The following is a 24,770-nucleotide window of genomic DNA, read 5'->3' on the forward strand; positions in this document are numbered from 1 at the left end:
GAAATTATTGGTGGCTTGCCTGATCGAGCGGTTGATCGCAGAAGGCGAGCATTTTTCCCCTGAGCCAAAGGAAGAGCTCACAAAAAAACGAACGGGAGCAGGTGGATCTGCGGCGCTCTCGCTGGCGTGAGATGGCGTTTGTCCTTTGGCTGCTTTGTGGCGCAATCGGTCCATGTTTGTCGCTATTCGATTGCCTTGAGCAATGGGATTACTTTAGCAATGCTTTACGTGAGTCCCCGCGAAACACGCGGGGATACCAGCGAGACGGGCTACGGGGCGAGGGGTTTGGTTAGCGCCTATGGGATAAATCCCCTCGCCACAGGTTGATGGTGCGGCGTACGCCCACGGCCGGGGCGTACTGCATGGCGTCATGAAGCCGAGCAACGTCATGTTGAGCGAGGAGGGCCTGCGTCTGTTCGATTTTGGCTTGGGCCTGGCCGAGGGAGGGCCCTCGCAGCATCTGCCGAACCTGAACCGTGAGCGCCTCAACGCCTGGACGCCAGGTTACGCGGCGCCTGAACTGCTTGAAGGTGCGCCCCTGTCAGCGGGTGCCGATGTCTATGGTGTGGCTTGCGTATTGTATGACTGGCGAGCGGCCAACACCCGTTCCGACAGTTACCCGCCACCGAGGCTCGCGATGCCCGGTTGGAGCGCGGGCTCAAGGCACCGCGCAACCTACCCAGGCGTTGCTGGCCAGGCGTTGGCGCTTGATCCGGGGCAATGGCGTATTAGTGCGGCTCAGTTGCGTGATGCATTGGGAGGGGGGCGTCCTGGTGGTGACAGTCTCCTGTGGGAGCGAGTTGTTCACAGGCATTGCGTTTAACCTGCGCCTAGTAATTTGTTCGCAAGCGTCAGGTCGAACTGCTTGTTCCCAAATATTGATTTAGTCGCCAGAGCTTTCTTGAGCACATCCGAATCCAGGCTCAGATTATTTTTATGCGCTACAAAGACAATCGTTAGGAATGGAAACGCATAGTTATCCGGCTCGGCTAACACGTCATCGATTAATGCGGGCGAGCCAAGAACGCTGTGCTCTGCCTTGGGCAGGTAAAACTTCTCAAGCCGTTCGCTTATTTTTTTGACGGTTGCGCCAATGGCTTGAGGGGCGGGAGTTCTGATGATGCCGCCCAACTCGTCACCAAATTGTTTTGCTTCCTCCGACAAGGAGCTCTTGGACAAAAACGATGCGTTCAACAGCCGGCTCTCGTAGGGCGGGGATTGCTCTTTGCAGAAGCTGAAAGCCTCGCAGGTATAGATCTCCATTCCCGCGTAATAGCCATCGGCTTTGGTCAGGTGTTGAACGTAGATTTCCCCAAGCTTTTCCTTGGCAGCGAGCAGGCCAAGTTTGTTTTTGCTGGCCTTCAGGTCCAAGTGGGGTGATGTTGTTTGCTTCAGCAACGCCAGTAGTTCCACTTCCACGCTTTTGCGAATTTCTTGGCTCATGGTAGTCACTTATAAATTAAAAGATTGAAGGTGGCGTTATGCTGGGCGCCTTTGCCGCCTAGCGGTACGCCAGGCTTGCCTTTGGTATCAACCTTGAACGATCCCTTCGTGCCGGCGGAGGGTTTGATCGTGCCTCCGCCCAGATGTTGCGTGGTGTTGGCCGGCTTCGTCATGTCGAAGACTTTGGAGTCGGTCTGGTTGGGAGTGAGTTTCCCTGTGCCATGCTTGACTTCAAAGACGTGCAGTTTTCCGCGTTGGTCTCTGGCGACGAAGTCGGCGCGAATGCGTTTCCCATTGACCTTCATGGTGACTTCCTCCGCGACGATCTTGAATTTGTTGCGCTTGAGATCGTTAAGCGCCTTGGTTCGGCCTTTATTGCCACTGACTGCGCTTTTGCAGGCCCATCCCCATGGATCAATCCAGGTCAGGGGGTTCGGTGCATATTGGTAAAGGTTTAATCCGCCCAGCAACCCAATCGGATCCGGCGTAGTAAACCGCCCCACATCCGGATCATAAAACCTGAACGTATTGAAATGCAGCCCGGTTTCCCGGTCCAGGTATTGCCCCTGGAATCGCAGGTTCTGCTCTTCGATGTAATACGGTTCACGCACTTCTTCCAGCGTGTTGCCCCACACCCGATACGTGGCCTGCCACACGTTGTGGCCGTCGGCCTCGGTGAGTTGTTCCGGCAGGCCGTTGAGGTCGTTGTGGTAGTAGCGGATCCTTTGCAGCGGGCCGCTTCCATCGACGCGGGCCAGGGGTTCGTAGCCGTCGTCTTCGTAGAGGTAGAGGCTGGTTTGCTGGTGGCGGTGTTCCTGCAACAGGCGCAGGCCGTCCCAGGTGAAACGGGTTTCCCCCAGCGGGTAGCCGTGGTTGTCGTGCTCGGTTTTTGCGATGCGCCGGCCCAGCGGGTCGTAGGCCATGTTGACCACGCTGCCGTCGTCGTTGCGCACCTCGATCAAGCGGCTTTCGGCGTCATAGGCGAAGTGTTGCATGCCGCGTTTGGCGCTGCGTTTTTCGATCAGCCGGCCGAAGGCGTCGTAGCGGTAGCGCTTGTCCTGGTAGGTCAGCAATTTGTTGTGCACCACCAGCCCGGCGCCGGGAGCCGGGCCGTCCAGCAGGTTGGCGGCGGCGTCGTAAGTGAAGGTCTCGCGTTGGCCGTGCAGGCTGTCCTGGCTGGCGATGATGCGGCCGGTGGCGTCGTAGTGCAGTAGCTGGCGCTGTTGTGCGGCGGGTTGCTGGTCGAGTTTGCCGATGAGATTGTCGGCGGGGTCGTACTCGAAGTGTTTTTGCACCGCCGCCGGCAGCAGCGAGGGTTGGCCGCTGTGGCGGCGTTGACGCGTGCGCAGGCGGCCGCTGCGGTCGTATTCGCTGCGGGTGCTGATCTGCCCTTGGGTGCGCAGCACTTCGCGGTGCAGGCGGTCGCGTTCGAAGTCGCTGATGACCTGGCCGTCGAGGTTGATCTGGTGCAGGTGGCCGCTGCCGTAGTACAGGCGGTTGACCCCGCGGCCATCGGGCAGTTGGGTCTGGATCAGGTTGCCGAGTTCGTCGTAGTGGTGCTGCAGGCTGCCGGCGGCGCTGTTTTCGGCGAGCAACTGGCCGAGGGCGTCGTAGGCGAAGCTCAGGGTCTGGGCGTTGCCCTGCCGGTCGGTGAAGGTGACGGCGGTGAGTTGGTCCAGCGGGTCGTAGCTGTATTCGGTGCGGCCATCGTCGGTGACCTTGGTGATCAGCCGCCCGACGGCGTCGCGTTCCAGGCGATGGACGATGGGTGCCGGCGGTGTTTCGGGAATGAGCGCCAGGCCTGTGCCGTAGGGCGCGGGCATCGCCGTCACTGCCGCGACGTTGTCGAGGCGGTCGTAGTCGTAGTGCTTGGCGCTGCCGTCCAGGTCTTGTTGTTCGGCCAACCGATCCCCTGCATCCCAGGCAAACCGGTAGCTTTCACCATTCTCGTTGGTCAGCGCTTGCAGCCGGCCGAAGCTGTCGTAGGTGAACTGCACTTGCCGGCCCTGGGCGTCGGTGCGTTGGCGGACCTGGCCGCGGCGGTTGTGTTGGTAGAGCGTGGTGTGCCCGGCCGGGTCGGTGTAGCCAGTGAGCAAGCCTGCGGTGTCGCGCTGGTAGTGTTCGGTGCGGCCGTCCGGTAATTGGCTGCCGAGCAGGCGCCCTTGGGCGTCGTAGCTGAATTGGGTGCGCTCACCGAGGGCGTCGGTGATGGTGTGTAGGTAACCGCGGGCGTCGTAGCTGAAGCGCGTCGGGTAACCCGAGCAATCGACGTGTTCCACCAATTGGCCGAACGGGTTCCAGCGCAGCTTTTTGTTTTTGCCGGTGGCGTCGATGATCTCCACGACCTGGCCGTGGGCGTCGTAGCGGTAGCGGGTGACGTGGCCCAGCGGGTCGATTTCCGTCGTGCAGTTGCCGCGTTGATCGTAACGGTACTTCCAGCTGTGGCCGGCGGCGTTGGTGTCCACCAGCGGCAGGGCCCAGTGTTCGAGCCAGAGGGTGGATTCGCTGCGGCCCAATGGGTCGGTTTCGCCGATCAGGTTACCCGCGTCGTCGTAGTTGAATTGGTACTGGCCGCCCTGTGGATCGGTGGCGCTGAGCAACTGGCGTTCGTCGTTCCATTCGAACAGCCAGGTCTGGCCGAGGTTGTCGGTGTAGTGGGTGATCTGGTGCTGGCTGTTCCACTGCCGGGTGCTGACGCGTTGCAGGCTGTCGCTGATGCGGGTGATGCCGGCCTTGAGGTCATAGTCGAACTGGTAGGCGTCGCCTTCGTCGGTCCAGTGCCGGACCACGCGCCATTCCTGATCGTCTATCAGGGCCCATTCGTAGAAGCAATGCAGGCCGCTGGGCGACTGGTGCTCGACCATCCGTTGCCCGGCGTCGTAGCGGAAGCGCCGTTGCACCTGGCCGCTGGCGTCGCGCACTTCGGCGAGGGTGTTGGCCGCGTCGTAGGCGTAGCTGACCAGCACTTCCCGCGATTGGTCGGGGTAGAGGCGCTCGATGTGGGTGACGCGTTCGCCTGCGCGGATCAGCGCGACGTGCACCAGGTCGAAGGTGTCGCGCAGCCGCACCAGGCGTCCGGCGTCGTCGTAGTCGAGGTGGATGCGGTTGTCGTTGCGGTCGCCCAGTTGGCTCAGGCGCAAGTGTGAGGGGTTGGCTGGCGAAGGTTCGAACAAGCGGTACAGGCCGTCTTCGCTTTCGATCAGCAATTGCCCGTTCACATGGCGGCGCACGGCCAGGCCTTCGCCAGCGCTGAACACCGCGCCGCCCAAGGGGATGGAACCCATGTCGATGGGCCGGCCCTGTTCGTCGGTGTAGATCAGGGTTTCGCCGCCCTCGGGGTGGGGCTGGATTTCCACCTGCACTTCGTAGGCGACGCTCCAGCCAGCGCCGAACAAACTGTCGCGGCGTTCGTCGCGGCTGTTGTAGACGCGCTGCCAGTCAATCGGCAGGATGCCGGGCAAGACGAAATCCAGGTCCTCGTCAGCGCCCAGCACCTTGGCTCCGGTGGCGGCATGCACCGGGTTCGACGAGCCCATGGCCGCATTGGCGGCCGCATTCGCCGCGCTGCTGGCGGCCATGGACACCGCGCCGCCCACCAACATGCACGGCAGCTTGCTGAAAAACTTGCCCTTGCCACCCTTGAGCATCAGCAGTGCGGTGACCGCCAAGCCCACGCCCGGGGTCTTGCCGCTGCGGATCTCGCGCACCACCACCGAGCCGCCGCCAATGGTCACGTTGGGCGAGATCAATCCAGCCGACACCACCGTCGCATCGCAGGTGCTGCGGTCGCCGCTGCGCACGGCGGGCTGGCCGTTGATGGTGACCTTGTCCGAGCCTTCGGCCATGAACTGCGGTGGCATGGGTGGGTGCTTGGTGCAGATCACCAGGTCCTCGGGCTTGGGCACGGCGCCGGGGGCTGGCGTGGCGACGGTCGGGCGCCACATCTGCGAGAAGAAGCTCTCGGCCATGTCCAGGTAGCTGGGTTCGGGCGCTTCGAGTTCGGTGCCGGCCGGGGCGACATGGGACTCGATCGCCCCAGCGGCACGGGCCGAGGGGATGTTGTTGGTGAAGGTGTCCTTGGAACCGGTGAGGATGTTGGCCTGCACCGTAGGCGGAAAGAGGGCGTTGCCGATGCCCTCGCATAAATTGCTCAGGCCTTTGTCGGCCCCGGTCTTGCTCATGGCCAGGCCGACGACGGTGCCCACCACCAGGCCCAGGACGAAGCAGCCCAGGCCGCCAGTGGCGACGGTGATGCCCGTGGCCGCGACCACGGCGGCGGTCGCCAGGGCGGTGATCGCGATGTTGGCCGCCACCTCCAATACACCGCCGAGGATGTCGGCCATCATCGAGGTGTGGTTGAGTGCATCGCCCAGGCGGGCGGCCCAGAGCGCGTCAGACATGCACGTTGCTCAGGCGGGTAGGGGGGCTGATGATCGTGGGTTCAAGCAATTTGGTGCCTTCCATTGCGCCGGTGTCCTTGTGGGTTACGGCATGCCCATTAATGCCATTTTCAGGCGCTTGATCAGCTTTGGTTTCTTGAGACAATCGGTGGGGCGTAGATCACCTAGCGCGGGCACTTTTTGCTCCATCCACCACAACCCTTCTTCGAGCCCTCTTTTACCATAAAGCACGACGGCCAAATCAAGGTGCTCATCCATGGCCTTGGCCAACGTACGCGCGTTGTCATCGAGATAATCCTCTTCATACAAGCGTACAAAACTTCGCCAACCGTCATCGCCCACGTATTCGTCTTCCAGTCCCATGTTGAAACCTGCCAAAGGAATCAGTGTGTTGCCGGTAAGGTTGTACGTCGACAGCTGCCGGGGCTGCATCACCGTTATCCGGCATCCATGCAAGCTGACCCACCGCTATCGCGAGCAAGGGTCAGGGTTGGGTGTCGAACACCAGCGAGCTCTTGATCGTCGCCCAATGCGCCGCCTCGGCATCACCCAGCTTCTCGGCTTTCACGTAGCTCAAGGCAAGCATCTTGCGAGTGCCGGGCAGTACCAGTGCGAGCTGATATTGGAAGACCTTTTCGTTGCCCTTGTTGAACTGGCTGCGCAATTCAATGGCTTCAACTTCCTGGTTGGCGCCCACGCGCACGGTGGCGCCTGGTTGGCAGCGCAGTTGCTGGACCTGTTTTTCCAGGCGCTTGAGCTGGTCGTCGAGGTTGCTTTGCAGGGTCTCGCCGTCGGCCAGCAGGCTGCGACTGACGATCAAGGAGGTGCCCAGTTCGGGGAACTTGAGGATGTTGATCGTCGCGTCCAGCAACTCGCTGGGCGGCAGCTGGAGCTGGAATTCATTGAGGCGGTAAGTCATGGCGCATAAATCTCGAAGTTAGCCCTTGGGGAACGCGGCGCTGATATTGGCGTCGATGCTGCCCTTGACGCCCTGGCCGTCCGGCGTGGCACCGGGGCCGCCGCCGTTGTTCAGGTGCAGCACGCCGCCAGTGTTGAACTCGGCATCGCCGCTGGCGTAGAAGCTGATTTGCACGCCGCTCAGGTTGATCTGGCCGCTGGCGTTGAGCTCCAGGATGCTTTCACCGCACACCAGGCGCAGGTTCTCGCCCACTTCGATGACGTAGCTCTGGCTGATGCTGTCGGTCTTGCGCTGGCCCACCGAGAGGATGTCCTCCTGCTTGACGATGCGCAGGCGGTTGTTGCCGATGGTCACTGTTTCGTTGTGGCCGATGCTCTTGTTGCGGTCATGGCCCACCGAGTGGCTTTCGTCCACCTCGACCACGATGTCCTGGTTGCGCTCGGCATGGATGTACAGCTGCTCGGCGCCTTTCTTGTCTTCCATGCGGATTTCGTTGAAATTCGCTGGCGTGCCACCCTTGCTCGAACGGCTTTTAATGCCGCTCTGAGTCGCATTGGCAGGCAACGCATAGGGCACGGTCTGTTCCGCGTTGTAAACGCGACCGGTGATGATCGGCCGATCCGGGTCGCCCTCGAGAAAGCTCACGATCACTTCCTGGCCGATGCGCGGGATCTGCATCGAGCCCCAGTTTTTCCCGGCCCAGGATTGCGACACCCGAATCCAGCATGAGCTGTTTTCGTTGGATTGGTCGTGCCGGTCCCAGTAGAAATGCACCTTCACCCGGCCAAACTGATCGGTCCAGATTTCCTCGCCCTTGGGGCCCACGACCAACGCAGTCTGCGGGCCTTTGACGATGGGTCGATGGGTGATCGGTAGTGGACGGTAACTTTGCTGGGCGTCGATGCAGGTCAGGCTGCTTTCGAACTGGGCCGACGGCGCGCCACCGCCGGTCTCGCCGCTTTCCTGGGAAATGTAATAGCGGGCACCGACGATCAGGTATTCGCGGTTCTGGTCCTGGCGGCTGAAGCCGGTGAGGCTGAACAGATGCCCCGAGCCCAGGCCCCGGGCGTTGCCGGCCAGTTCCACCTGTTCGTGCAGGCTCTGCAAGGCTTCGATGCGGGTGCGGGCGTAGTGTTCGCCGTCGGTGCTTTGCACGTAAGTGCCGGGGTAGTCGTACAGCGGATAGTCGCCGGCCGTGTGTGGGCGCGGCATGGCCGAGCGCACGTCAATACGTGCGCTGGGGCGTTGGAAGTCGTAATCGTTGAGCTCAAGCGAACCGGGCTGGACTTCCTGGGCCAGGTGCCAGTCGTGGATGTGGTCGCGCTCGCGCTGCTGCTCGTTCTTCGGGTAGTACGGCACCGAACCGTAGCCGGGGGCCGTGGTGTGGGCGCCATAGGCGTCGGCCAGCACCAGCACATGGCGACCCTGCTCGTGGCGGAAGAAGTAGTAGATGCCTTCCTGTTCCATCAAGCGGCTGACAAAGTCGAAACTGGTCTCGCGATACTGCACGCAGTATTCCCACTCGCGATACGTCTGGCTCAAGGCGTCTTCGAAATCGGAAAAGCCCAAATCGCGGAACACCTGCTTGATGATCTGCGGGATGGTCAGATTCTGGAAAATCCGGCAATCGGAGGTGCGGGTCAGCAGCCACAACCACGGTCGCAACGTCGCCTGGTAACTGGCGAACTGGCCTTGGTCGACGTTCTGGCTGCAACGGGCGACGATGCCATGGAAGTAGCGCTCACCACCGCCATCGAGCTGCAGGCTCACGCACATGGGCTTGCCGAGCAGTTGATTCAAGTCGATGGCGTTGTCCAGCGAGTGCAACTGCAACTCGTAGTTGAACAGCCGCCCCAATTCTTCGCCACCGCCCATATCTTTGAGCAACAGCACCTCAGGTCCCAGGGGGCTGGTGACCTTGGCCAGGCGTGAGGCTTGGTTGAATAGCATCGGTTGTCCTTATCGCTGCCGCAGTCCATTTGACGCTGCGCAAGATTGCCGGCTTTTGACGTTGAAGATCAAGCGATCGCGCCCTTTGATAGCTCGTGCACAGGCATGAAATCGCCAGAGTAGTGACGCTGATCGCATAATGTAGTTCGTTGCTTGAGGCAGAGGAACCCGGTTCTTGATTGTTACCAGGCATTACTTGAATATCTGCTCCTTCGCGCGTCACCTCACGTCCATGGAAAGCGATTACTGTGACCTCTTACCGCATTCAAGAAGCCGATCTCGAAATCCCCGATACCTGGCAGGACCAGAGCATCAATATTTTCAAGCTGCCGGCAGTCGGTCCTGCTAAAGAAGCCAGTTTCGTCATCAGCCGCGATACCACTCAGGGCGACGCTCCTTTTGCCGAGTACGTGGACCGCCAACTCAAAAGCGCGGAGCAGCAACTACCGGGCTTCAAGCTGGTGCAGCGCTGGGACACCGTGCTGCATGGGCACACCGCTACATTGCTGGACTACACCTGGCAGCGCGAGGGGCGCGACCTGATGCTGCGCCAGGTGTTCATCGAGCGTAAACCATCCGTGGTGATCACCACTTTGACCACCACACCGAACGATTTCGCCTATCACGAGCCGGCCTGGAAGGTGGCGATGCATTCGTTCAAGCCACAGCCTCCGATCGCCTGAGCATCGATACGTCCCACTGAGTACTCATACACATCATGGATGCGCAGGCTGCAGCACGTCTGGGTGACGAAATAGCCCACGGGTTCGGGTTGGCCGCGATGGTCGCCGGTGCCGTGGCCGGTGCCTTGATCGGCGCTGCGGTCGTTGCCGCGACGGTTGCCACGGGCGGCGTTGCCCTGGCGATCATGGCCGGCTCGATTGCGGCTGGCGGCTTGTCGATGTTCCAGATCGTCAAGGGCCTCTCCACGATCTTCAACCTGCCCGAGCCCACCACGGGGGCGTTGATAATGGGCAGCTTCAACGTCTACATCAACAGCCGCAATGCCATGCGGGCGGGTGAAGACACTTCATCTTCCTGCACCGGGCTGCCGATGAACCATCCGATCTGGCCCTTCCCGGTGCTGATCGCCGAAGGCAGCGCCACGGTGTTCATCAACGGCAAACCCGCCGCACGCTTGCACAGCAAAATGGTGTGCGGCGCGCACATCAAGACCGGCAGCCCCAATACGTTCATCGGTGGGCCGACGGTGTCGGTGGCGTTTGTCCTGGATCTTGAAGGGTGGATGCACACCGGGCTGGAAGTGTTGGGGTTGTTGGCGGCAGGTGCTGCGCTGGTCATGGCCGCCATGGCGGGTATCGCCGTGCTCGTCGAGTTCGTGGTGGTGGGCGGGCTGATCGTAGGGGGGATGGAGCTTCTCGGTGATTTAGGTGACCGCCTGGGGCCTGGCTATCGGGACCTGCTGCAAGGGGTCGCCGGCATGGCCATGCTGGGGCTGAGTCCGAAGATGGCGAAGGCGGCCAAGCCTGCCGAACTGCCGCCGCCCAAGTACAAGCCTGGCGTGACCGAGGCCGATATCCTGGCCATGCCGAAGGGGTCGCGACCTGACGCCGACACGTACCTGTCACCGCAGTATGTGAAAGAACACTTGGCCCAGTTCGAGAACGGTGCCTCGCGCTTCACCACCAAGGCCAACCTGGACAAGTACGGCATCGCCCAGCGCGACGGCACGACGTTCCTGATGCCCAAGGCTGAAGCCGATCAATTGATTGCCAATGCCAAGGGCGACAAGCGCGCATTGGAGAAGGCGCTAGGGCTGCCAGAAAATACCCTGGAAAGTAGTACCCTGGTGCGGGTCGATATCCCCGCGCCTAAAGACATGAACCTGCGGATTCCTTCAGGTAACGAGGCTGGCGCCAACGAATTCTGGATCCCAGGCGGCAAACTGCCGACCGGCGCCAGCGAGGCGGTCATCGATGCCGGGGGCATTTTGCCCAAAGACTTCAGTTGGACGCCATTATGACGGTAGAGGTAGGCAAGTCATGAAATTTCAAGATGTTCTGGTCAGTCGCGAACACATGTTCTGCGTGGGTATCGAACAGGATTCGGGTCGATTCTATGTCTCCATACCGGTGAGCAACGGCATGGTCGACTACGAGGAATATTATGAAATCAATCAGGCGACCTTCGAGCTGTTCAAGCGTGACCCGGATGCGGCGCTGCCTTTTGTGGCGCGTTGCAGGAAGCGTGAGCTGGACGAGCTATTGATTGTCCAACCGGGAACGAACCGCGGCACCGCCATCTGATCGTCGAAGGGCAGGGGGAACGGTGGGAATTGAATTGAGTGCCTTCGCCAGTCGGGATGTGTTCCTGGACTACGACTGCGAAGCGGTCACCTTCCGTTGGCACCCTCGCACCGGGAGCGTATTCAGGAAGTTTTACGGTGCTGCCGAAAGCGAACAATCGGTTCCCGCAGACAATAGGCTGTACAACGACGCCGTCTTGTATGGTCGCGAGATTTCCAAAGAACAATACGAGAAGGGCTTTGATCGCCAATGAGCATTCTGGACGCTGCAATCGCCCTGGCTTCAAGGGTCCACGCGGGCCAGGTGGATAAGGCCGGCAAGTCCTACATCCTCCACCCGTTGCGCCTGATGATGAAGTTCGACGGGCTTGAAGAGCAACTGGTCAGCCTGTTGCATGATGTGGTCGAAGACGGCGATGTCACGCTGGATGAGCTGCGCGGGCTTGGCATTCCCGAGGTTGTGGTGACGGCTATCGACTGCCTGACCAAGCGCAAGGGCGAGTCCTATGAACAATTCATCGCCCGGATTCGTCCCAATCCACTGGCGACCAAAGTGAAAATAGCGGACATCCACGACAATCTTGACCTCACTCGGCTGCCCGTCGTGCGAGACAAGGATCTGGAACGCGCCGCGAAATATCATCGGGCATTGCGTTACCTGCAAGAGCAATGAATCATGTCGCCGCCGTCTGCTCGTTGAAAGACAACGCGGCAAGACCGGCGCTGCGTTCGCTCTGACCGTGCCCAGCGATCTCTGGTCATCGATAACTCTCCTGTGCAGTCATACAACCAGTAAGTTGGATTTTCGCAATGGATGCACAGGCTGCAGCACGTCTGGGGGATGAAATAGCCCACGGGTTCGGGTTGGCCGCGATGGTCGCCGGGGCCGTGGCCGGTGCCTTGATCGGCGCCGCGGTCGTTGCGGCGACGGTTGCCACGGGCGGCGTGGCCCTGGCGATCATGGCCGGCTCGATTGCCGCTGGCGGCTTGTCGATGTTCCAGATCGTCAAGGGCCTCTCGACCATATTCAACCTGCCCGAGCCCACTACGGGGGCGTTGATAATGGGCAGCTTCAACGTCTACATCAACAGCCGCAATGCCATGCGGGCGGGTGAAGACACTTCATCTTCCTGCACCGGGCTGCCGATGAACCATCCGATCTGGCCCTTCCCGGTGCTGATCGCCGAAGGCAGCGCCACGGTCTTCATCAACGGCAAACCGGCGGCGCGCTTGCACAGCAAAATGGTCTGCGGCGCGCACATCAAGAGCGGGAGCCCGAATACATTCATCGGTGGGCCGACGGTGTCGGTGGCGTTTGTCCTGGATCTTGAAGGGTGGATGCACACCGGATTGGAGGCCTTGGGGTTGTTGGCGGCGGGCGGAGCCTTGTTGCTTGCGGCTTTTGCTGGAGCCGCCGCTTTCTTCGGCGCTCTGGCCGTCGGTGGTGCGCTGTATGCCGGCATGGAACTGCTGGGGGATTTGGGCGATCGTCTCGGCCCCGGATATCGGGACTTGTTTCAAGGCGTGGCAGGGATGGCCCTGCTCGGTGCCGGGCCGAAGCTGGCACGCAGGCCCATGACTGCGGCCGAGCGTACGATCTTGGCGCGCCAGCGACAGGAACAGATGCTCAAGGACAATCGAGGGTTCAACATTAGCCCCACGGCATGGGACGCCTACCCGACGATTGGCCGGGCCGGTACTTTTGTTTCCGATAAGAAAGGCATCACCGATGTCATCGGAAATTTCTCGGGGCGTTCCAAGGTGACCATCAGTGGTAAAAAGGCTGCGGAACTGGAACGTGCCTTTGGTTTGGAAAAAGATGCGCTTAAAGGCGGATTCAAGATCAGGCAGGTCGATGATCTCGTGGGGCGGATGCCGAGAAGCCCGATGGAAGGAAACCAGTATTTCCTAGGTCCAGGTAAACACTTGCCGGGTGGCGCCCCGGAGATGGTCGTCGAGTCGATTCCGACAAAGGATGCGAACGGCATTAAAACTTTAACCGAGGTATTTGTCAGTGATTAATGATGTGCTGAAGGCCTACGTGGAAAAAGCGGACGGCGATGTGATTCGTGTCCAGGTCATCGATAGCGCGTTGGATTCGTCCCTGCGTGCTATCGGGTTTTCGAATGCTGCAGAGAAAGATATCTACGTTTTGCAGGTCGCGGACAACACGCAGAAGGCTAAGGTATTCGATGCACTCCGTTCATTGGGCGTGGCCTTTTCGGCGGGCAAGGAGTGGTGTCCCTCCGAAGTTTTTGAATATCTTCGTGACGAGCAATTGCTGAGCGGCAAGTACTTGCGAGTCGCGTGGACGCAGCCCGGTCAATACCGGCTTACGAACGAGTGAAATTTCAAGATGCCTGGGTCCACCGGGCACACAGGTTCTGCCTGGGTGGTAACGATGAACCCGTGGCGAGGGAGCTTGCTCCCGCTTGAGTACGAAGCGCTCACAAAAAGGGGCTGCTACGCAGCCCAGCGGGAGCAAGCTCCCTCGCCACGGTTGTTCCGGCCATGAACCTCAGTGCTTGGCCTTTGCCGGGAACAACGCTTTCACCGCCGCGTCGATCACACCCTTGATGCCCTTGCCCTTGGCATCCACTTCGCCGGCGCCTCCAGAGTTGAGGTCCAAACGGCCGCCGGTGTCGATGTTGCCATTGCCACTGGCGTAGATATTGAACGCGGTGCCCGAGATATTGATCTCGCCACTGGCATTGAACTCCAGCACGCTTTTGCCACAGACCAGTCGAATCTGCGAACCCGCCTCCACGAGGTATTGGGTGCTGATGCTGTCGCTCTTGGCTCCACCGACAAGCAATGCGTCGTTGCGCTGCACGGCCCGCAGTCGGTCTTGGCCAATCCGTACGGTTTCGTTGTGGCCGATGCTTTTGTTGCGGTCGTGGCCCACCGAATGGCTCTCGTCCACCTCGACCACGATGTCCTGGTTGCGCTCGGCATGGATGTACAGCTGCTCGGCGCCTTTCTTGTCTTCCATGCGGATTTCGTTGAAATTCGCCGGCGTGCCACCCTTGCTCGAACGGCTTTTAATGCCGCTCTGAGTCGCATTGGCAGGCAACGCATAGGGCACGGTCTGTTCAGCGTTATAAACGCGACCGGTGACGATCGGCCGATCCGGGTCGCCCTCCAGAAAGCTCACGATCACTTCCTGGCCGATGCGCGGGATCTGCACCGAGCCCCAATTCTTGCCGGCCCAGGCCTGCGACACACGAATCCAGCACGAGCTGTTTTCGTTGGACTGGTCGTGTCGGTCCCAGTAGAAATGCACCTTCACCCGGCCAAACTGATCGGTCCAGATTTCCTCACCCTTGGGGCCCACGACCAACGCGGTCTGCGGGCCTTTGACGATGGGGCGGTGGGTAGTCGCCAGTGGGCGATAACTCTGCTGGGCGTCGATGCAGGTCAAGCTGCTTTCGAACTGCGCGGTCGGCGCGCTGCCGCCGGTCTCACCGCTCTCCTGGGAAATGTAATAGCGGGCACCGACGATCAGGTATTCGCGGTTCTGGTCCTGGCGGCTGAAGCCGGTGAGGCTGAACAGATGCCCCGAGCCCAGGCCACGAGCGTTACCCGATAACTCGACCTGTTCGTGCTGGGTCTGCAAGGCTTCGATGCGGGTACGGGCGTAGTGCTCGCCGTCCTGGCTCTGCACATAGGTGCCGGGGTAGTCGTACAGCGGATAGTCGCCGGCCGCGTGGGGGCGAGGCATGGCCGCACGCACGTCGATGCGTGCACTGGGGCGTTGAAAGTCGTAATCGTTGAGCTCAAGCGAACCGGGCTGGACTTCCTGGGCCAGGTGCCAGTCGTGGATGTGGTCGCGCTCGCGCTGCTGCTCGTTCTTCGGGTAGTAGGGCACCGAGCCGTAGCCGGGCGCCTTGGTGTGGGCACCGTAGGCATCGGCCAGCACCAGCACATGGCGGCCCTGCTCGTGGCGGAAGAAGTAGTAGATGCCTTCTTGCTCCATCAGCCGGCTGACGAAGTCGAAACTGGTCTCGCGATACTGCACGCAGTATTCCCACTCGCGATACGTCTGGCTCAGGGCGTCTTCGAAATCGGAAAAGCCCAAATCACGGAACACCTGCTTGATGATCTGCGGGATGGTCAGGTTCTGGAAAATCCGGCAATCGGAGGTGCGGGTCAGTAGCCACAACCACGGCCGCAACGTCGCCTGGTAACTGGCGAACTGGCCCTGGTCGACGTTCTGGCTGCACCGGGCGACGATGCCATGGAAGTAGCGCTCGCCACCGCCGTCCAGTTGCAGGCTCACGCACATGGGTTTGCCGAGTAGCTGATTCAAGTCGATGGCGTTGTCCAGCGAGTGCAGCTGCAACTCGTAGTTGAACAGCCGCCCCAACTCTTCACCGCCGCCCATGTCCTTGAGCAACAGCACCTCGGGTCCCAGGGGGCTGGTGACTTTGGCCAGGCGTGAGGCTTGGTTGAATAACATCGGTTATCTCATCGTGATAATGGCTGCGCCGCTGATTGGAACAACTGTGGGAGCGAGCTTGCTCGCGATGGCGGTATGTCAGTCAACATGGATGTTGAATGTGACTGCGCTATCGCGAGCAAGCTCGCTCCCACAGGGTTTTGCGGTGTTCCTTACCGTCAGGCCGCGTCGCTGAAATCGTACTGCAATTCGTTATCCACGGCGCTGATCCGCACGCCGGCCAAGGCCTTGCCTTCGAGCATGCGGGTCAGGAACTCGCGGCTCATGTCCGGCAGCAGGCTGTTGGTCAGGATGGTGTCGATCATGCGCCCGCCGCTTTCGGTTTCGGTGCAACGCGAGACGATCAAATCGATCACCGCGTCGTCGTAGTCGAAGGCGACTTTGTGGGTGCTCTCCACGCGCTTCTTGATGCGGTTGAGTTGCAGGCGGGTGATGGCCTTGAGCATCTCGTCGCTGAGCGGATAGTACGGGATCGTCACCAGGCGACCGAGCAGGGCCGGCGGGAAAATCTCCAGCAGCGGTTGGCGCAGGGCCTTGGCGATTTCTTCCGGCTCCGGTACGTTCTGCGGGTCTTTGCAGACGTCGGCAATCAACTCGGTGCCGGCGTTGGTGGTCAGCAGGATCAAGGTGTTCTTGAAGTCGATCACCCGGCCTTCGCCGTCCTCCATCACGCCTTTGTCGAACACTTGGAAGAAGATTTCATGCACGTCCGGATGAGCTTTTTCCACCTCGTCCAGCAGCACCACACTGTACGGTTTGCGCCGCACGGCCTCGGTCAGCACGCCGCCTTCGCCATAACCGATGTAGCCCGGTGGCGCACCCTTGAGGGTGGACACGGTGTGGGCTTCCTGGAACTCGCTCATGTTGATGGTGATGACGTTCTGCTCGCCGCCGTACATGGCTTCGGCCAGGGCCAGGGCGGTTTCGGTCTTGCCCACGCCGGAGGTGCCGGCGAGCATGAACACGCCAATCGGCTTGCTCGGGTTGTCGAGGCCGGCGCGGGAGGTCTGGATGCGCTTGGCGATCATCTGCAAGGCGTGGTCCTGGCCGATGATGCGTTTTTTCAGGTGCTGGTCGAGGTTGAGCACGGTTTCCAGTTCGTTGCGGGCCATGCGGCCCACCGGGATACCGGTCCAATCGGCGACCACCGAGGCTACGGCCTGGTAATCCACCGTCGGCAGGATCAGCGGGGTTTCGCCTTGCAGGGCGGTCAGGCGCTGTTGCAGGTCCACCAGTTTCTCGCGCAAATCGTGGCTGGCTTCGCTACCGTCCTCGCTGTCTACCACGCCGACGCGCTCACGCAAGGTGGCGCGGGTGGCGAGCAGTTCGTCCACCAGGGTTTTCTCTTCGGCCCAGCGGCTTTCCAGCTCGGCCAGGCGTTCGCGCTCGGCGCTCAGCAGGCTTTCGGTCTGGGTCTGGCGAGTGCCGATGACCACGCCGATGGCGTGTTCACGGGCGATGATTTGCAGCTCGGTTTCCAGCGCTTCGATGCGCCGACGGCTGTCGTCCACTTCGGCCGGCACGGCGTGCAGGCTGATGGCGACGCGGGCGCAAGCGGTGTCCAGCAGGCTCACGGATTTGTCCGGCAGCTGGCGCGCGGGAATGTAGCGGTGAGACAGCTTGACCGAGGCTTCCAGGGCTTCGTCGAGGATCTGCACCTGGTGGTGTTTTTCCATGGTCGAAGCCACGCCGCGCATCATCAGCAGGGCCTTGTCTTCCGACGGCTCGGCCACTTGCACCACTTGGAAACGGCGGGTCAGGGCCGGGTCTTTCTCGATGTGCTTCTTGTACTCGGCCCAGGTCGTGGCCGCCACGGTACGCAAGGTGCCACGGGCCAACGCTGGCTTGAGCAGGTTGGCTGCGTCGCCCGTGCCGGCGGCGCCACCGGCACCCACCAGGGTGTGGGCTTCGTCGATGAACAGGATGATCGGCTTGGGCGAGGCCTGGACGTCTTCGATGACCTGGCGCAGGCGCTGTTCGAACTCGCCTTTCATGCTCGCGCCGGCCTGCAACAGGCCCACGTCGAGGCTGCGCAGTTCCACGTCCTTGAGGGCCGGCGGTACGTCGCCGGCGACGATGCGCAGGGCAAAGCCTTCGACCACGGCGGTCTTGCCCACGCCGGCTTCACCGGTAAGGATCGGGTTGTTCTGCCGGCGGCGCATGAGGATGTCCACCAGTTGGCGGATCTCTTCGTCACGGCCGACGATCGGGTCGAGCTTGCCGCTGCGGGCCTGCTCGGTGAGGTCGACGGTGAAGCGCTTGAGGGCTTCCTGTTTGCCCATGGCGCTAGGGGCCATGGCGCCGCTGGCTTCGCCCGGTACGGCACCGGCATTGAAACCGTCGCTGGCGGTCAGGGCGTTTTCCGGCGAGTCGCCGACGTATTCGTCAAAGCGTTCGCTCAGCGCCTCGACCTTGACCTTGTCGAACTCCGACGACAGCCCCAACAGCGCGTGGCGCAGGCTCGGGGTCTTGAGAATGCCCAGTACCAGGTAACCGGTGCGCACCTGGCTTTCGCCGAACATCAGGCTGCCGTAGACCCAGCCGCGTTCCACGGCTTCTTCCACGTGGGACGACAGGTCGGTGATGGACGTCGAACCCCGTGGCAGGCGGTCCAGGGCTTCGGTGAGGTCACGGGCCAGGCGCGCCGGCTCGATGTTGAACTGGCGGATGATGCGGTGCAGGTCCGAGTCCTGCAGTTGCAGCAACTGGTGAAACCAGTGGGCCAGTTCCACATAAGGGTTACCGCGCAACTTGCAGAACACGGTGGCGGCTTCGATGGCTTTGTAGGCCACGCTGTTGAGTTTGCCGAACAACGCGGCGCGACTGATTTCACCCATGCTCATGGCTCCTTGAGGTCTGTGAGGTGTTGGCCTGTTCGGCGTAATGCCGGGCCAGTATTAGATCGTTGGCATCGGTTTCGGGGCGCCCCAGCCAGGTGTTGAAACCCAGGCGGAAGCGACCATTGAGTTGCAGTGCCGGGACTTCGGGTTGTGCCAGGACCAGGTTCAGGTCCCAGTCCAATTCATGGCCCAGGTATTCGGCGACCCAGGCCACCAGCTCGTTGAACGGTTGGCTGCCGGGCAGCATGCCCATGTAGTCGTCGAGCTTGAGTGGCCCCAGGCGAATGCGGAATTTGTGTTGGCGATCCCACACGAAGCGGCCCAGGCAGAAGTCCACGCCCAATTGATGAGCGCTGACCCCGACGCGGCTGCGTTCGGGCAATTCCAGCCATTGGCCGACGTATTCTTCGATCTCCACCGGCAGGCCGAAGTACTCGCTGAGGATGGCCTTCAAGCCGTCCGGGTAGCGGGTTTGCGCCGACAGGTGGCCGCTGTAGTGCAGCTTCGCCGTGTCGGGGATCAGCCCTTGTTTGAGCAGGCTCGGCATGCCCCGACCGCTGAGTGCGGCCAGGCGCGCCGACCAATAGTCATCGTCCGGGCGATCGTGGCTGACCGTCGGCCGCGCTTCGGCCCAGGCCCGATAAAACAGGCTGAGCAGGCGATGGTGGAACACATCGAGAAAGCGCTTGCTGGTGCTGTCGGCGTTGTTGCGCTGGCGTTCGCGCACGTACTCGGTGATGTGCAGCGGCATCGGGCCGTTGGGGCCGCCGAGGCCGAAGAAGAACTGCTCCAGGCGCGCCGGCGTACCGTCGCTGCCCGGTTGCACCGAGGCCAAGGTGGCCGGGGCGAAGGTGCACTCGGCCCGTTGCCCGAGGCGCAGCGGGTCGTCGGCCAGGCGCAGGGAATGACCCAGGCGCGGCAGCTCGGGGAATTCGCACTCGATGCGCCGTAACGCCTGGAAGAAGTCGTATTCCCAGGGTTCCTGGTGCATCGCGTCCAGGGTACTCACAGGGTCGGACGACGTCCGGGCTTGGCTTTCCATCGCATGATCTCGCCGCGTTCGGTGGTACGGATCACCGTCTCGGTAAAACTGTTGATCGACACGTAGCGTGCCAGGAAGCGTTCAAACACGGCGCCGAGCAGGAACACCCCGGTGCCGCGAAACGCGTTTTCATCGAATTCCAGGGTGATCTCCAGGCCCCGACCGAACACGATCGGGCCGGGCATCGGCAAGCGTCGGGTGCAGGCCTTGCTGCTGACTTCGCGCAGGCCTTCGATCTGCAATTGCAGCGCCGCGTCGTTGCTGTCGCCGTACAGGCGCAGCAGTTCGCGCAGGGCGGCCGCGCCTTGGCCTTGTTCGCTCAACGACAAGTAGTTCAGCGAGAGTTGGCTGATCAGCCGCCAGGCCTTGGCATCGTGGGCATGGCTGGCCCGTGGGCGACTGGGACCTGCCACGCAACGCACGGCGCCAACCGGCGCACTGTCGGCCAGGGTGAAGTCGGTCTTGCCGTTGCCCACGCTCATGAACAACGGCAGGTCGCGGTTGGTGCACAGCGCGGTCACGCCCAGCTGGCGCAGGTCGTGGCGATAAGGCGCCTGCTGGCTGTCCACCAGGCTGACGAAGGTTTCGCTGCCGATGTAGGTCGAGCGCGGGCCGTTGCGCCGTTGGTCGCTGGACAGCACGCGCGGTTCGCGCCGCACCGTGTAATAGGCTTGGTCGCGGCCATAACGGGACGGATCGCGCACGGCGTAGAACGGCAGGAACGGCTGCTCCGGCCCGGTGCCGTGGCCGGTGAGGCCGCTGAGCGAATGCACTTCGAAATCCATCGGCCGGGTGCGGTCGGCGATCACGTGGTGTTCGTTGACCCGATCCGACAAGTGAATACGATCCAGGCGCTTGGGGAACAGGTTGATGGCCGGGGTGCAGAACGGCAGGAACTGCGAAGCGCCGACGCTGCCTTCCAGGCTCGGATCGTGCCGGTCGAACAGCACGATCAGTTCCAGTTCCTGACCGTCGCAACGCTTGACCGCGCGGCTCAACTGGGTGAAGTCGACAAACAGGAAACGGTGGGGCAGGGCGAAGTATTCCTGCAACAGGCGATAGCCCTGGAAGGCGCGCGGCACCACCGGCAGCGCGGCGTCGGCATCGTCGAAGCCGCGCGAGCGCAACGCATCCTGTGGCAGCCGCTCCACCCAGTCGCCGCCGGGCTTGCGGGCGAACACCGCGCAGGCATTGCCCAGCAGTTGTTCGTAGAGGCGGAAGGGCTGTTCGTCGGCACCGCTCAAGTACAGCGGCAGGTTGTCCAGGGCCAGGCTGTTGAACGGCAGTTCGGCGCCGGTGCGCAGGGTCAGGCGCAAGCCGGCCTTGGCTTTCGGCTCGCTGGCGGCCAGGCGCCCGAGCACGGCGGAGGGGTTGCCGAAGTACTCGGCCTGGCTGACCTGCAACGGCCACAACGTCACCGCGTGGGCGGTGCGGTACTCGCAGCAGGTCTGGGTTTCACGCCCCAGGGCGGCACGCAGGACGGTATCGCGCGGCAGCGGGAAGCCACTGCTCAGCGAGCCTTCGTCCGGGTCGGCCTGCAATTGCACCACGGTCATCGACGGTGTCGGCGCCAGGTAGTGCGGGTAGGCGATTTCCAGCAGGTTGTGGGTGAAGGTCGGGTACTCGGCGTCGAGCTTGAGCTGCACCCGCGCCGTCAGGTAGGCGAAGCCTTCCAGCAGGCGCTCGACATACGGGTCGGCGCAGTCCATGCCGGACAAGGTCAGCCGACTGGCGATCTTCGGGTATTCCTTGGCGAACTCCGCGGCGCTTTCGCGCACGTGGTGCAGTTCCTGGTTGTACAGCTCCAGCAGGCGCGGGTTCATGAGCGTCTCCGCTGGTCGGCGTTGACCACGCGCACATGACCGGTTTCCAGGTCCAGGTCGGTTTGCAGCATCAGGCGCAGCGGCACCGGCTGGGCCCAGAGATCGCCTTCGATCTCGAAACTCAAGGCGTTGTGGTTCATCTCGGCCGTCGCCCGGGCGCGCACGCGCAGGGTGTGGCGCAGGATGCGCGGCTCGAACGTGGCAATGGCCTGGTGGATCAGCGTTTCCAGGGCCGAGACATCGACGTTCGACGCGCTGTTACCGGCCAGTGCCGGCAGGCCGAAATTCACCACCGACGTGCCCGCCGGGGTGTGCAACGTGGCATCGGCGCTGAGCAATGAGGTGGTGTTGAGCAGCCACGCCAGGTCACGCAGCACCGAGGCTTTCAATTGGGTCAGGGACAGCACGCGTTTGTCGGCGCTTTCCTTGGGATTGGTCGGATCGTCGTCGGTCAACCGGTCCAATAGGGAGGGCTGGAGGCGATCGCGGGTGGCGATTTCGGTTACCAAGTGAAAAGGCCTGTGTAATTCTTCTGGTCACCTGTGCCACCCATGCAGCTGGCGCGGCGAGCGATTATCGAGGGTTCGAGTTGCCCATTGACCAGGCGTATGGCGCGGTACTCGGAGTGACATTGCGGACTGTTCTGAGCCGCGGTCGAGAAATGAAGAACAATGACAATAGGCACCTTGCCAAAGGTCTCGACATGCGATTTGCCTTGTCTGTCTACCGTGAACTGGCAGGGCCATGGCATGTCGAGTGGCATTAGCGTCTGGTCTGGTTTGCGTAGCGCGCAGCGTTGTTGGTCATCGACCAGCGTCAACTGTTGCCCGCCCATCACGACGACTTGATTCACCGCTGCGGTTGAAGTCGCCGATGAGGCTTGCTGTCCGGCACAGGCTGTCAGGCTCGAAAACAGGCAGCCAATCAATACAGCGCAACGAGCCTTGTTCATAAAAGCTCCCAGAACCAGATCGCCCTGGATCGATAGGCCGGATCGTCATACCCGAGGGTCAGGCCACGGTTCCAGAGGTCGATATGGTCGCCGGTGCGACCGTCCGAAGACTCTCCCAATTGCTGGAAGCAATCCTTGAAGAAAATCAGGCCGGTCTTGTCTTGCAGTTTGCGTCGGTCCGCGGCAGTTCCGCCGAGGATCAACGGGCGGCCCAGGTGATGTTTCCACAACCAGTTCGCCAGCGATTCGGCCCCCCTGGCGTGCTCATGTGCACACTTGGGTTCGGTGTAGGTGGACTTGTTGACCTTGATGGTCAGCTCTGTATTGAGCGTGATGCTCATGCGGATAGCGCACTGGTTTGCCCACGGACCATCACAGGGTTTCGCGTCGGGGTAGGTCACCAGCAGATCGGAATAGGCTTTCCACAGATTGATAAACGAAGGCTTGGCCATGACTCACACCGCGCTGTAAAGGATTGGATTCGAGCAAGCACCAAACACCCCCGGCGCGTGGCACCGGGGGCGTGTTCGATTACACCTTGACGTTCTGACGGATGTTCCAGCCGAACTTGACCGGACCGCCTTCCTTGGTGCCGTCGGCTTTCTGTGGCTGGTAATCCACCAGCACCTTGGCGAAGTTCAGGGTGACGTTTTCGGTCAGGCGATCATCGCCGCCCGAGCCGCCGGTGCTCAGGGACGTAACCAGCACTTCTTCCAGGTTGATGATCATGTACTCGACCTGGCTTTCACCGCCGGCCTTGCGCACGGTCAGCTTGACCTTGTCGATGTGCTTGCCGCTGGCGCAGTGCATCATCAGGTTCGGCGACGCCTTGTCGACGTACTTGGTCAGCGACAGGTCCTGGACGTTGACCTTGCCCGCACCACCGCCGCTGCCCACGTGCATGTTGCCGGACTGGGACATGCCCCAGCTCCAGTTCAGGACATCGATCTCGTCCTTGTGGGCCTTGTCCATGGACTCGCCCTTGATGTCGCCGATCTTGATGAAAATATCAACAGCCATGTTTTCTCCCTGTGTGGTTTCTAACCACATTGTGTTTTGTTGATCGTTCCCACGCTCTGCGTGGTAACGCATCGGGTGACGCTCCGCGTCACGGGGACGCAGAGCGTCCCGGGCGGCATTCCCACGCAGAGCGTGGGAGCGATCACATCAAGGTCGGTGTTATGCGCCCTTGGCCGACGGCAGTTTCGATACCAGGCGCAGCGACACGGTCAGCCCTTCGAGCTGGTAATGCGGACGCAGGTAGAACTTGGAGTTGTAGTACCCCGGGTTACCTTCGACTTCTTCGACGATCACTTCGGCGGCAGCCAACGGGTGCTGGGCCTTGGTGGTCTCGGTGGAGTGCGCCGGGTCACCGTCGACGTAGTTGAGGATCCAGTCCTGCAACCAGCGCTGCATCTCGTCCTTCTCTTTGAAGGAACCGATCTTGTCGCGCACGATGCACTTGAGGTAATGGGCGAAACGGCAAGTGGCGAACAGGTACGGCAGGCGCGCGGCCAGGTTGGCGTTGGCGGTGGCGTCCGGGTCGTCGTATTCGGCCGGTTTCTGCAACGACTGGGCGCCGATGAACGCGGCGAAGTCGGTGTTTTTCTTGTGCAGCAGCGGCATGAAGCCGTTCTTCGCCAGTTCCGCTTCACGGCGGTCCGAAATGGCGATTTCGGTCGGGCACTTCATGTCCACGCCACCGTCATCGGTCGGGAACGTGTGGGCCGGCAGGTTTTCCACTTCACCGCCGGACTCCACGCCACGGATGCGCGAGCACCAGCCGAAGTGTTTGAACGAACGGTTGATGTTCACCGCCATCGCGTAAGCGGCGTTGGCCCAGGTGTACTTGGAGCTGTCGGCACCGTCGGTGTTTTCTTCGAAGGCGAAGGCTTCCACCGGGTCGGTCTTGGCGCCGTACGGCAGGCGCGCCAGGAAGCGTGGCATGGTCAGGCCGATGTAGCGCGAGTCTTCCGATTCACGCAGCGAGCGCCAGCCGGCGTATTCCGGGGTGGTGAAGATCTTGGTCAGGTCGCGCGGGTTCGACAGTTCCTGCCACGAGCCCATGCCCATCACGGTCGGCGATGCCGCCGCGATGAACGGGGAGTGCATGGCCGCGCAGACTTTCGACAGTTCGCCCAGCAGCTCGACATCCGGTGGCGACTGGTCGAAGTAGTAGTCGCCGACCAGGCAGCCGTAAGGTTCGCCGCCGAACTGGCCGTATTCTTCTTCGTACATCTTCTTGAAGATCGGGCTCTGGTCCCACGCGGTGCCCTTGAATTTCTTCAGGGTCTTGTGCAGGTCGGTCTTGGAGATGTTGAGTACGCGGATCTTGAGCTGCTCATCGGTCTCGGTGTTGTTGACCAGGTAGTGCAGGCCACGCCAGGCGCTTTCCAGTTGCTGGAAGTCGGGGTGGTGGATGACCTGGTTGACCTGGGCGGTGAGCTTGGCGTCGATGGCGGCGATGATCGATTCGATCGACTTGATGGCGTCGTTGGATACCAGGTCGGTCTGCGCCAGGGCCTGTTCGGCCAGGGTACGCACAGCGGTCTCGACGGCTTCGCGGGCGCGCTCGGTCTTGGGTTTGAATTCTTGCAGCAGCAGGGACGCGAACTCGCTGGTTTCTTCTGTCGCGCCGAGGTTCTGCACGCCTTCGCGGGCTGTATTGTCAGTCAT

General features: G+C 61.7%; 21 protein-coding genes and 1 pseudogene. 8 read left to right on the plus strand and 14 right to left on the minus strand.

All coding sequences use genetic code 11. The features are described from left to right. Positions 1–307: 307 nt before the first annotated feature. Positions 308–823, plus strand: a pseudogene (locus BT116_RS25605) (protein kinase); the annotation flags it as partial. Here BT116_RS25605 and BT116_RS25610 read toward each other — a convergent pair. The 5 genes from BT116_RS25610 to tssI form a co-directional block, all read right to left on the minus strand. After that, entirely contained in the window at positions 820–1,443 is a 624-nt protein-coding gene (locus BT116_RS25610; protein ID WP_072348158.1) for a hypothetical protein, read from the minus strand. The pseudogene BT116_RS25605 and the gene BT116_RS25610 sit on opposite strands and share 4 nt — an antisense overlap. A gap of 5 nt (positions 1,444–1,448) precedes the next feature. Beyond that, positions 1,449–5,843 carry an RHS repeat-associated core domain-containing protein gene (locus tag BT116_RS25615; protein WP_072348160.1) on the minus strand — a complete coding sequence of 1,465 codons (4,395 nt, stop codon included), beginning with the start codon at positions 5,841–5,843 and terminating at the stop codon, positions 1,449–1,451. 84 nt (positions 5,844–5,927) lie between these two features. Next, a complete protein-coding gene (locus tag BT116_RS25620) occupies positions 5,928–6,275 on the minus strand; it encodes a hypothetical protein (protein WP_256572617.1) in 348 nt (115 codons plus the stop codon). A 52-nt stretch (positions 6,276–6,327) separates the two neighbouring features. Then, the gene (locus BT116_RS25625) at positions 6,328–6,762 is read right to left on the minus strand and encodes a DcrB-related protein (RefSeq protein WP_072348162.1); all 435 of its coding nucleotides are present in this window, start codon (positions 6,760–6,762) and stop codon (positions 6,328–6,330) included. A gap of 18 nt (positions 6,763–6,780) precedes the next feature. Next, the gene (tssI, locus tag BT116_RS25630) at positions 6,781–8,712 is read right to left on the minus strand and encodes a type VI secretion system Vgr family protein (protein WP_072348164.1); all 1,932 of its coding nucleotides are present in this window, start codon (positions 8,710–8,712) and stop codon (positions 6,781–6,783) included. 248 nt (positions 8,713–8,960) lie between these two features. Here tssI and BT116_RS25635 point away from each other — a divergent pair, with 248 nt between their 5' ends. The 7 genes from BT116_RS25635 to BT116_RS25665 all read left to right on the plus strand — a co-directional run bounded on the left by BT116_RS25635 (position 8,961) and on the right by BT116_RS25665 (position 13,325). After that, positions 8,961–9,395, plus strand: coding sequence for a DcrB-related protein (locus tag BT116_RS25635; RefSeq protein ID WP_072348165.1), 435 nt, complete (start codon positions 8,961–8,963; stop codon positions 9,393–9,395). Positions 9,396–9,430: 35 nt separating this feature from the next. Further along, positions 9,431–10,696 carry a PAAR domain-containing protein gene (locus BT116_RS25640; protein ID WP_072348167.1) on the plus strand — a complete coding sequence of 422 codons (1,266 nt, stop codon included), beginning with the start codon at positions 9,431–9,433 and terminating at the stop codon, positions 10,694–10,696. Between the two features lie 19 nt (positions 10,697–10,715). Further along, positions 10,716–10,979 carry a hypothetical protein gene (locus tag BT116_RS25645; protein ID WP_072348168.1) on the plus strand — a complete coding sequence of 88 codons (264 nt, stop codon included), beginning with the start codon at positions 10,716–10,718 and terminating at the stop codon, positions 10,977–10,979. Between the two features lie 34 nt (positions 10,980–11,013). Then, positions 11,014–11,232, plus strand: coding sequence for a hypothetical protein (locus BT116_RS25650; protein ID WP_256572620.1), 219 nt, complete (start codon positions 11,014–11,016; stop codon positions 11,230–11,232). Beyond that, on the plus strand, positions 11,229–11,651 hold the full coding sequence (locus tag BT116_RS25655) for a GTP pyrophosphokinase (protein WP_072348172.1): 423 nt from the start codon (positions 11,229–11,231) through the stop codon (positions 11,649–11,651). The genes BT116_RS25650 and BT116_RS25655 overlap by 4 nt, the downstream gene beginning before the upstream one ends. 137 nt (positions 11,652–11,788) lie before the next feature. Continuing rightward, complete coding sequence (locus tag BT116_RS31600; RefSeq protein WP_083569192.1) at positions 11,789–13,000, plus strand: PAAR domain-containing protein; 1,212 nt, start codon at positions 11,789–11,791, stop codon at positions 12,998–13,000. Continuing rightward, positions 12,993–13,325: a hypothetical protein gene (locus BT116_RS25665; RefSeq protein ID WP_072348174.1), complete on the plus strand. Its 333-nt coding sequence runs from the start codon at positions 12,993–12,995 to the stop codon at positions 13,323–13,325. Before BT116_RS31600 ends, BT116_RS25665 begins: the two co-directional genes overlap by 8 nt. A 171-nt stretch (positions 13,326–13,496) precedes the next feature. Here BT116_RS25665 and BT116_RS25670 read toward each other — a convergent pair whose 3' ends face one another. From BT116_RS25670 to tssC, 9 genes are all read right to left on the minus strand, one after another. After that, positions 13,497–15,437, minus strand: coding sequence for a type VI secretion system Vgr family protein (locus tag BT116_RS25670; RefSeq protein WP_072348176.1), 1,941 nt, complete (start codon positions 15,435–15,437; stop codon positions 13,497–13,499). Between the two features lie 158 nt (positions 15,438–15,595). After that, positions 15,596–18,274: a type VI secretion system ATPase TssH gene (gene tssH, locus BT116_RS25675; RefSeq protein WP_072348178.1), complete on the minus strand. Its 2,679-nt coding sequence runs from the start codon at positions 18,272–18,274 to the stop codon at positions 15,596–15,598. Next, positions 18,267–19,319 carry a type VI secretion system baseplate subunit TssG gene (tssG, locus tag BT116_RS25680; protein WP_072348180.1) on the minus strand — a complete coding sequence of 351 codons (1,053 nt, stop codon included), beginning with the start codon at positions 19,317–19,319 and terminating at the stop codon, positions 18,267–18,269. The genes tssH and tssG overlap by 8 nt, the downstream gene beginning before the upstream one ends. After that, positions 19,283–21,142, minus strand: a complete 1,860-nt coding sequence (tssF, locus tag BT116_RS25685) for a type VI secretion system baseplate subunit TssF (protein WP_063323770.1) — start codon at positions 21,140–21,142, stop codon at positions 19,283–19,285. The genes tssG and tssF overlap by 37 nt, the downstream gene beginning before the upstream one ends. After that, a complete protein-coding gene (gene tssE, locus BT116_RS25690; RefSeq protein ID WP_003206934.1) occupies positions 21,139–21,651 on the minus strand; it encodes a type VI secretion system baseplate subunit TssE in 513 nt (170 codons plus the stop codon). Before tssE ends, tssF begins: the two co-directional genes overlap by 4 nt. Further along, on the minus strand, positions 21,645–22,094 hold the full coding sequence (locus tag BT116_RS25695; protein ID WP_072348182.1) for a hypothetical protein: 450 nt from the start codon (positions 22,092–22,094) through the stop codon (positions 21,645–21,647). Before BT116_RS25695 ends, tssE begins: the two co-directional genes overlap by 7 nt. Next, positions 22,091–22,546, minus strand: a complete 456-nt coding sequence (locus BT116_RS25700) for a T6SS effector amidase Tae4 family protein (RefSeq protein ID WP_063323772.1) — start codon at positions 22,544–22,546, stop codon at positions 22,091–22,093. The genes BT116_RS25695 and BT116_RS25700 overlap by 4 nt, the downstream gene beginning before the upstream one ends. A 79-nt stretch (positions 22,547–22,625) precedes the next feature. Beyond that, positions 22,626–23,114, minus strand: a complete 489-nt coding sequence (locus tag BT116_RS25705; RefSeq protein WP_003206927.1) for an Hcp family type VI secretion system effector — start codon at positions 23,112–23,114, stop codon at positions 22,626–22,628. 159 nt (positions 23,115–23,273) lie between these two features. Continuing rightward, positions 23,274–24,770, minus strand: a complete 1,497-nt coding sequence (gene tssC / locus BT116_RS25710) for a type VI secretion system contractile sheath large subunit (RefSeq protein WP_063323773.1) — start codon at positions 24,768–24,770, stop codon at positions 23,274–23,276.

Origin of the sequence: Pseudomonas sp. NFACC16-2 (genome assembly GCF_900119205.1) — a bacterium.
Taxonomy (GTDB): domain Bacteria; phylum Pseudomonadota; class Gammaproteobacteria; order Pseudomonadales; family Pseudomonadaceae; genus Aquipseudomonas; species Aquipseudomonas fluorescens_Q.

Coding starts and splice junctions, on each gene's coding strand:
- BT116_RS25610 (WP_072348158.1), bottom strand. CDS start 1,443: ATGAGCCAAGAAATTCGCAAAAGCGTGGAAGTGGAACTACTGGCGTTG.
- BT116_RS25670 (WP_072348176.1), bottom strand. CDS start 15,437: ATGTTATTCAACCAAGCCTCACGCCTGGCCAAAGTCACCAGCCCCCTG.
- tssI (WP_072348164.1), bottom strand. CDS start 8,712: ATGCTATTCAACCAAGCCTCACGCCTGGCCAAGGTCACCAGCCCCCTG.
- BT116_RS25640 (WP_072348167.1), top strand. CDS start 9,431: ATGGATGCGCAGGCTGCAGCACGTCTGGGTGACGAAATAGCCCACGGG.
- BT116_RS25625 (WP_072348162.1), bottom strand. CDS start 6,762: ATGACTTACCGCCTCAATGAATTCCAGCTCCAGCTGCCGCCCAGCGAG.
- BT116_RS25695 (WP_072348182.1), bottom strand. CDS start 22,094: ATGAACAAGGCTCGTTGCGCTGTATTGATTGGCTGCCTGTTTTCGAGC.
- BT116_RS25655 (WP_072348172.1), top strand. CDS start 11,229: ATGAGCATTCTGGACGCTGCAATCGCCCTGGCTTCAAGGGTCCACGCG.
- BT116_RS25645 (WP_072348168.1), top strand. CDS start 10,716: ATGAAATTTCAAGATGTTCTGGTCAGTCGCGAACACATGTTCTGCGTG.
- BT116_RS25705 (WP_003206927.1), bottom strand. CDS start 23,114: ATGGCTGTTGATATTTTCATCAAGATCGGCGACATCAAGGGCGAGTCC.
- BT116_RS25615 (WP_072348160.1), bottom strand. CDS start 5,843: ATGTCTGACGCGCTCTGGGCCGCCCGCCTGGGCGATGCACTCAACCAC.
- BT116_RS25620 (WP_256572617.1), bottom strand. CDS start 6,275: ATGCAGCCCCGGCAGCTGTCGACGTACAACCTTACCGGCAACACACTG.
- tssC (WP_063323773.1), bottom strand. CDS start 24,770: ATGACTGACAATACAGCCCGCGAAGGCGTGCAGAACCTCGGCGCGACA.
- tssF (WP_063323770.1), bottom strand. CDS start 21,142: ATGAACCCGCGCCTGCTGGAGCTGTACAACCAGGAACTGCACCACGTG.
- tssG (WP_072348180.1), bottom strand. CDS start 19,319: ATGGAAAGCCAAGCCCGGACGTCGTCCGACCCTGTGAGTACCCTGGAC.
- tssH (WP_072348178.1), bottom strand. CDS start 18,274: ATGGGTGAAATCAGTCGCGCCGCGTTGTTCGGCAAACTCAACAGCGTG.
- BT116_RS25700 (WP_063323772.1), bottom strand. CDS start 22,546: ATGGCCAAGCCTTCGTTTATCAATCTGTGGAAAGCCTATTCCGATCTG.
- BT116_RS31600 (WP_083569192.1), top strand. CDS start 11,789: ATGGATGCACAGGCTGCAGCACGTCTGGGGGATGAAATAGCCCACGGG.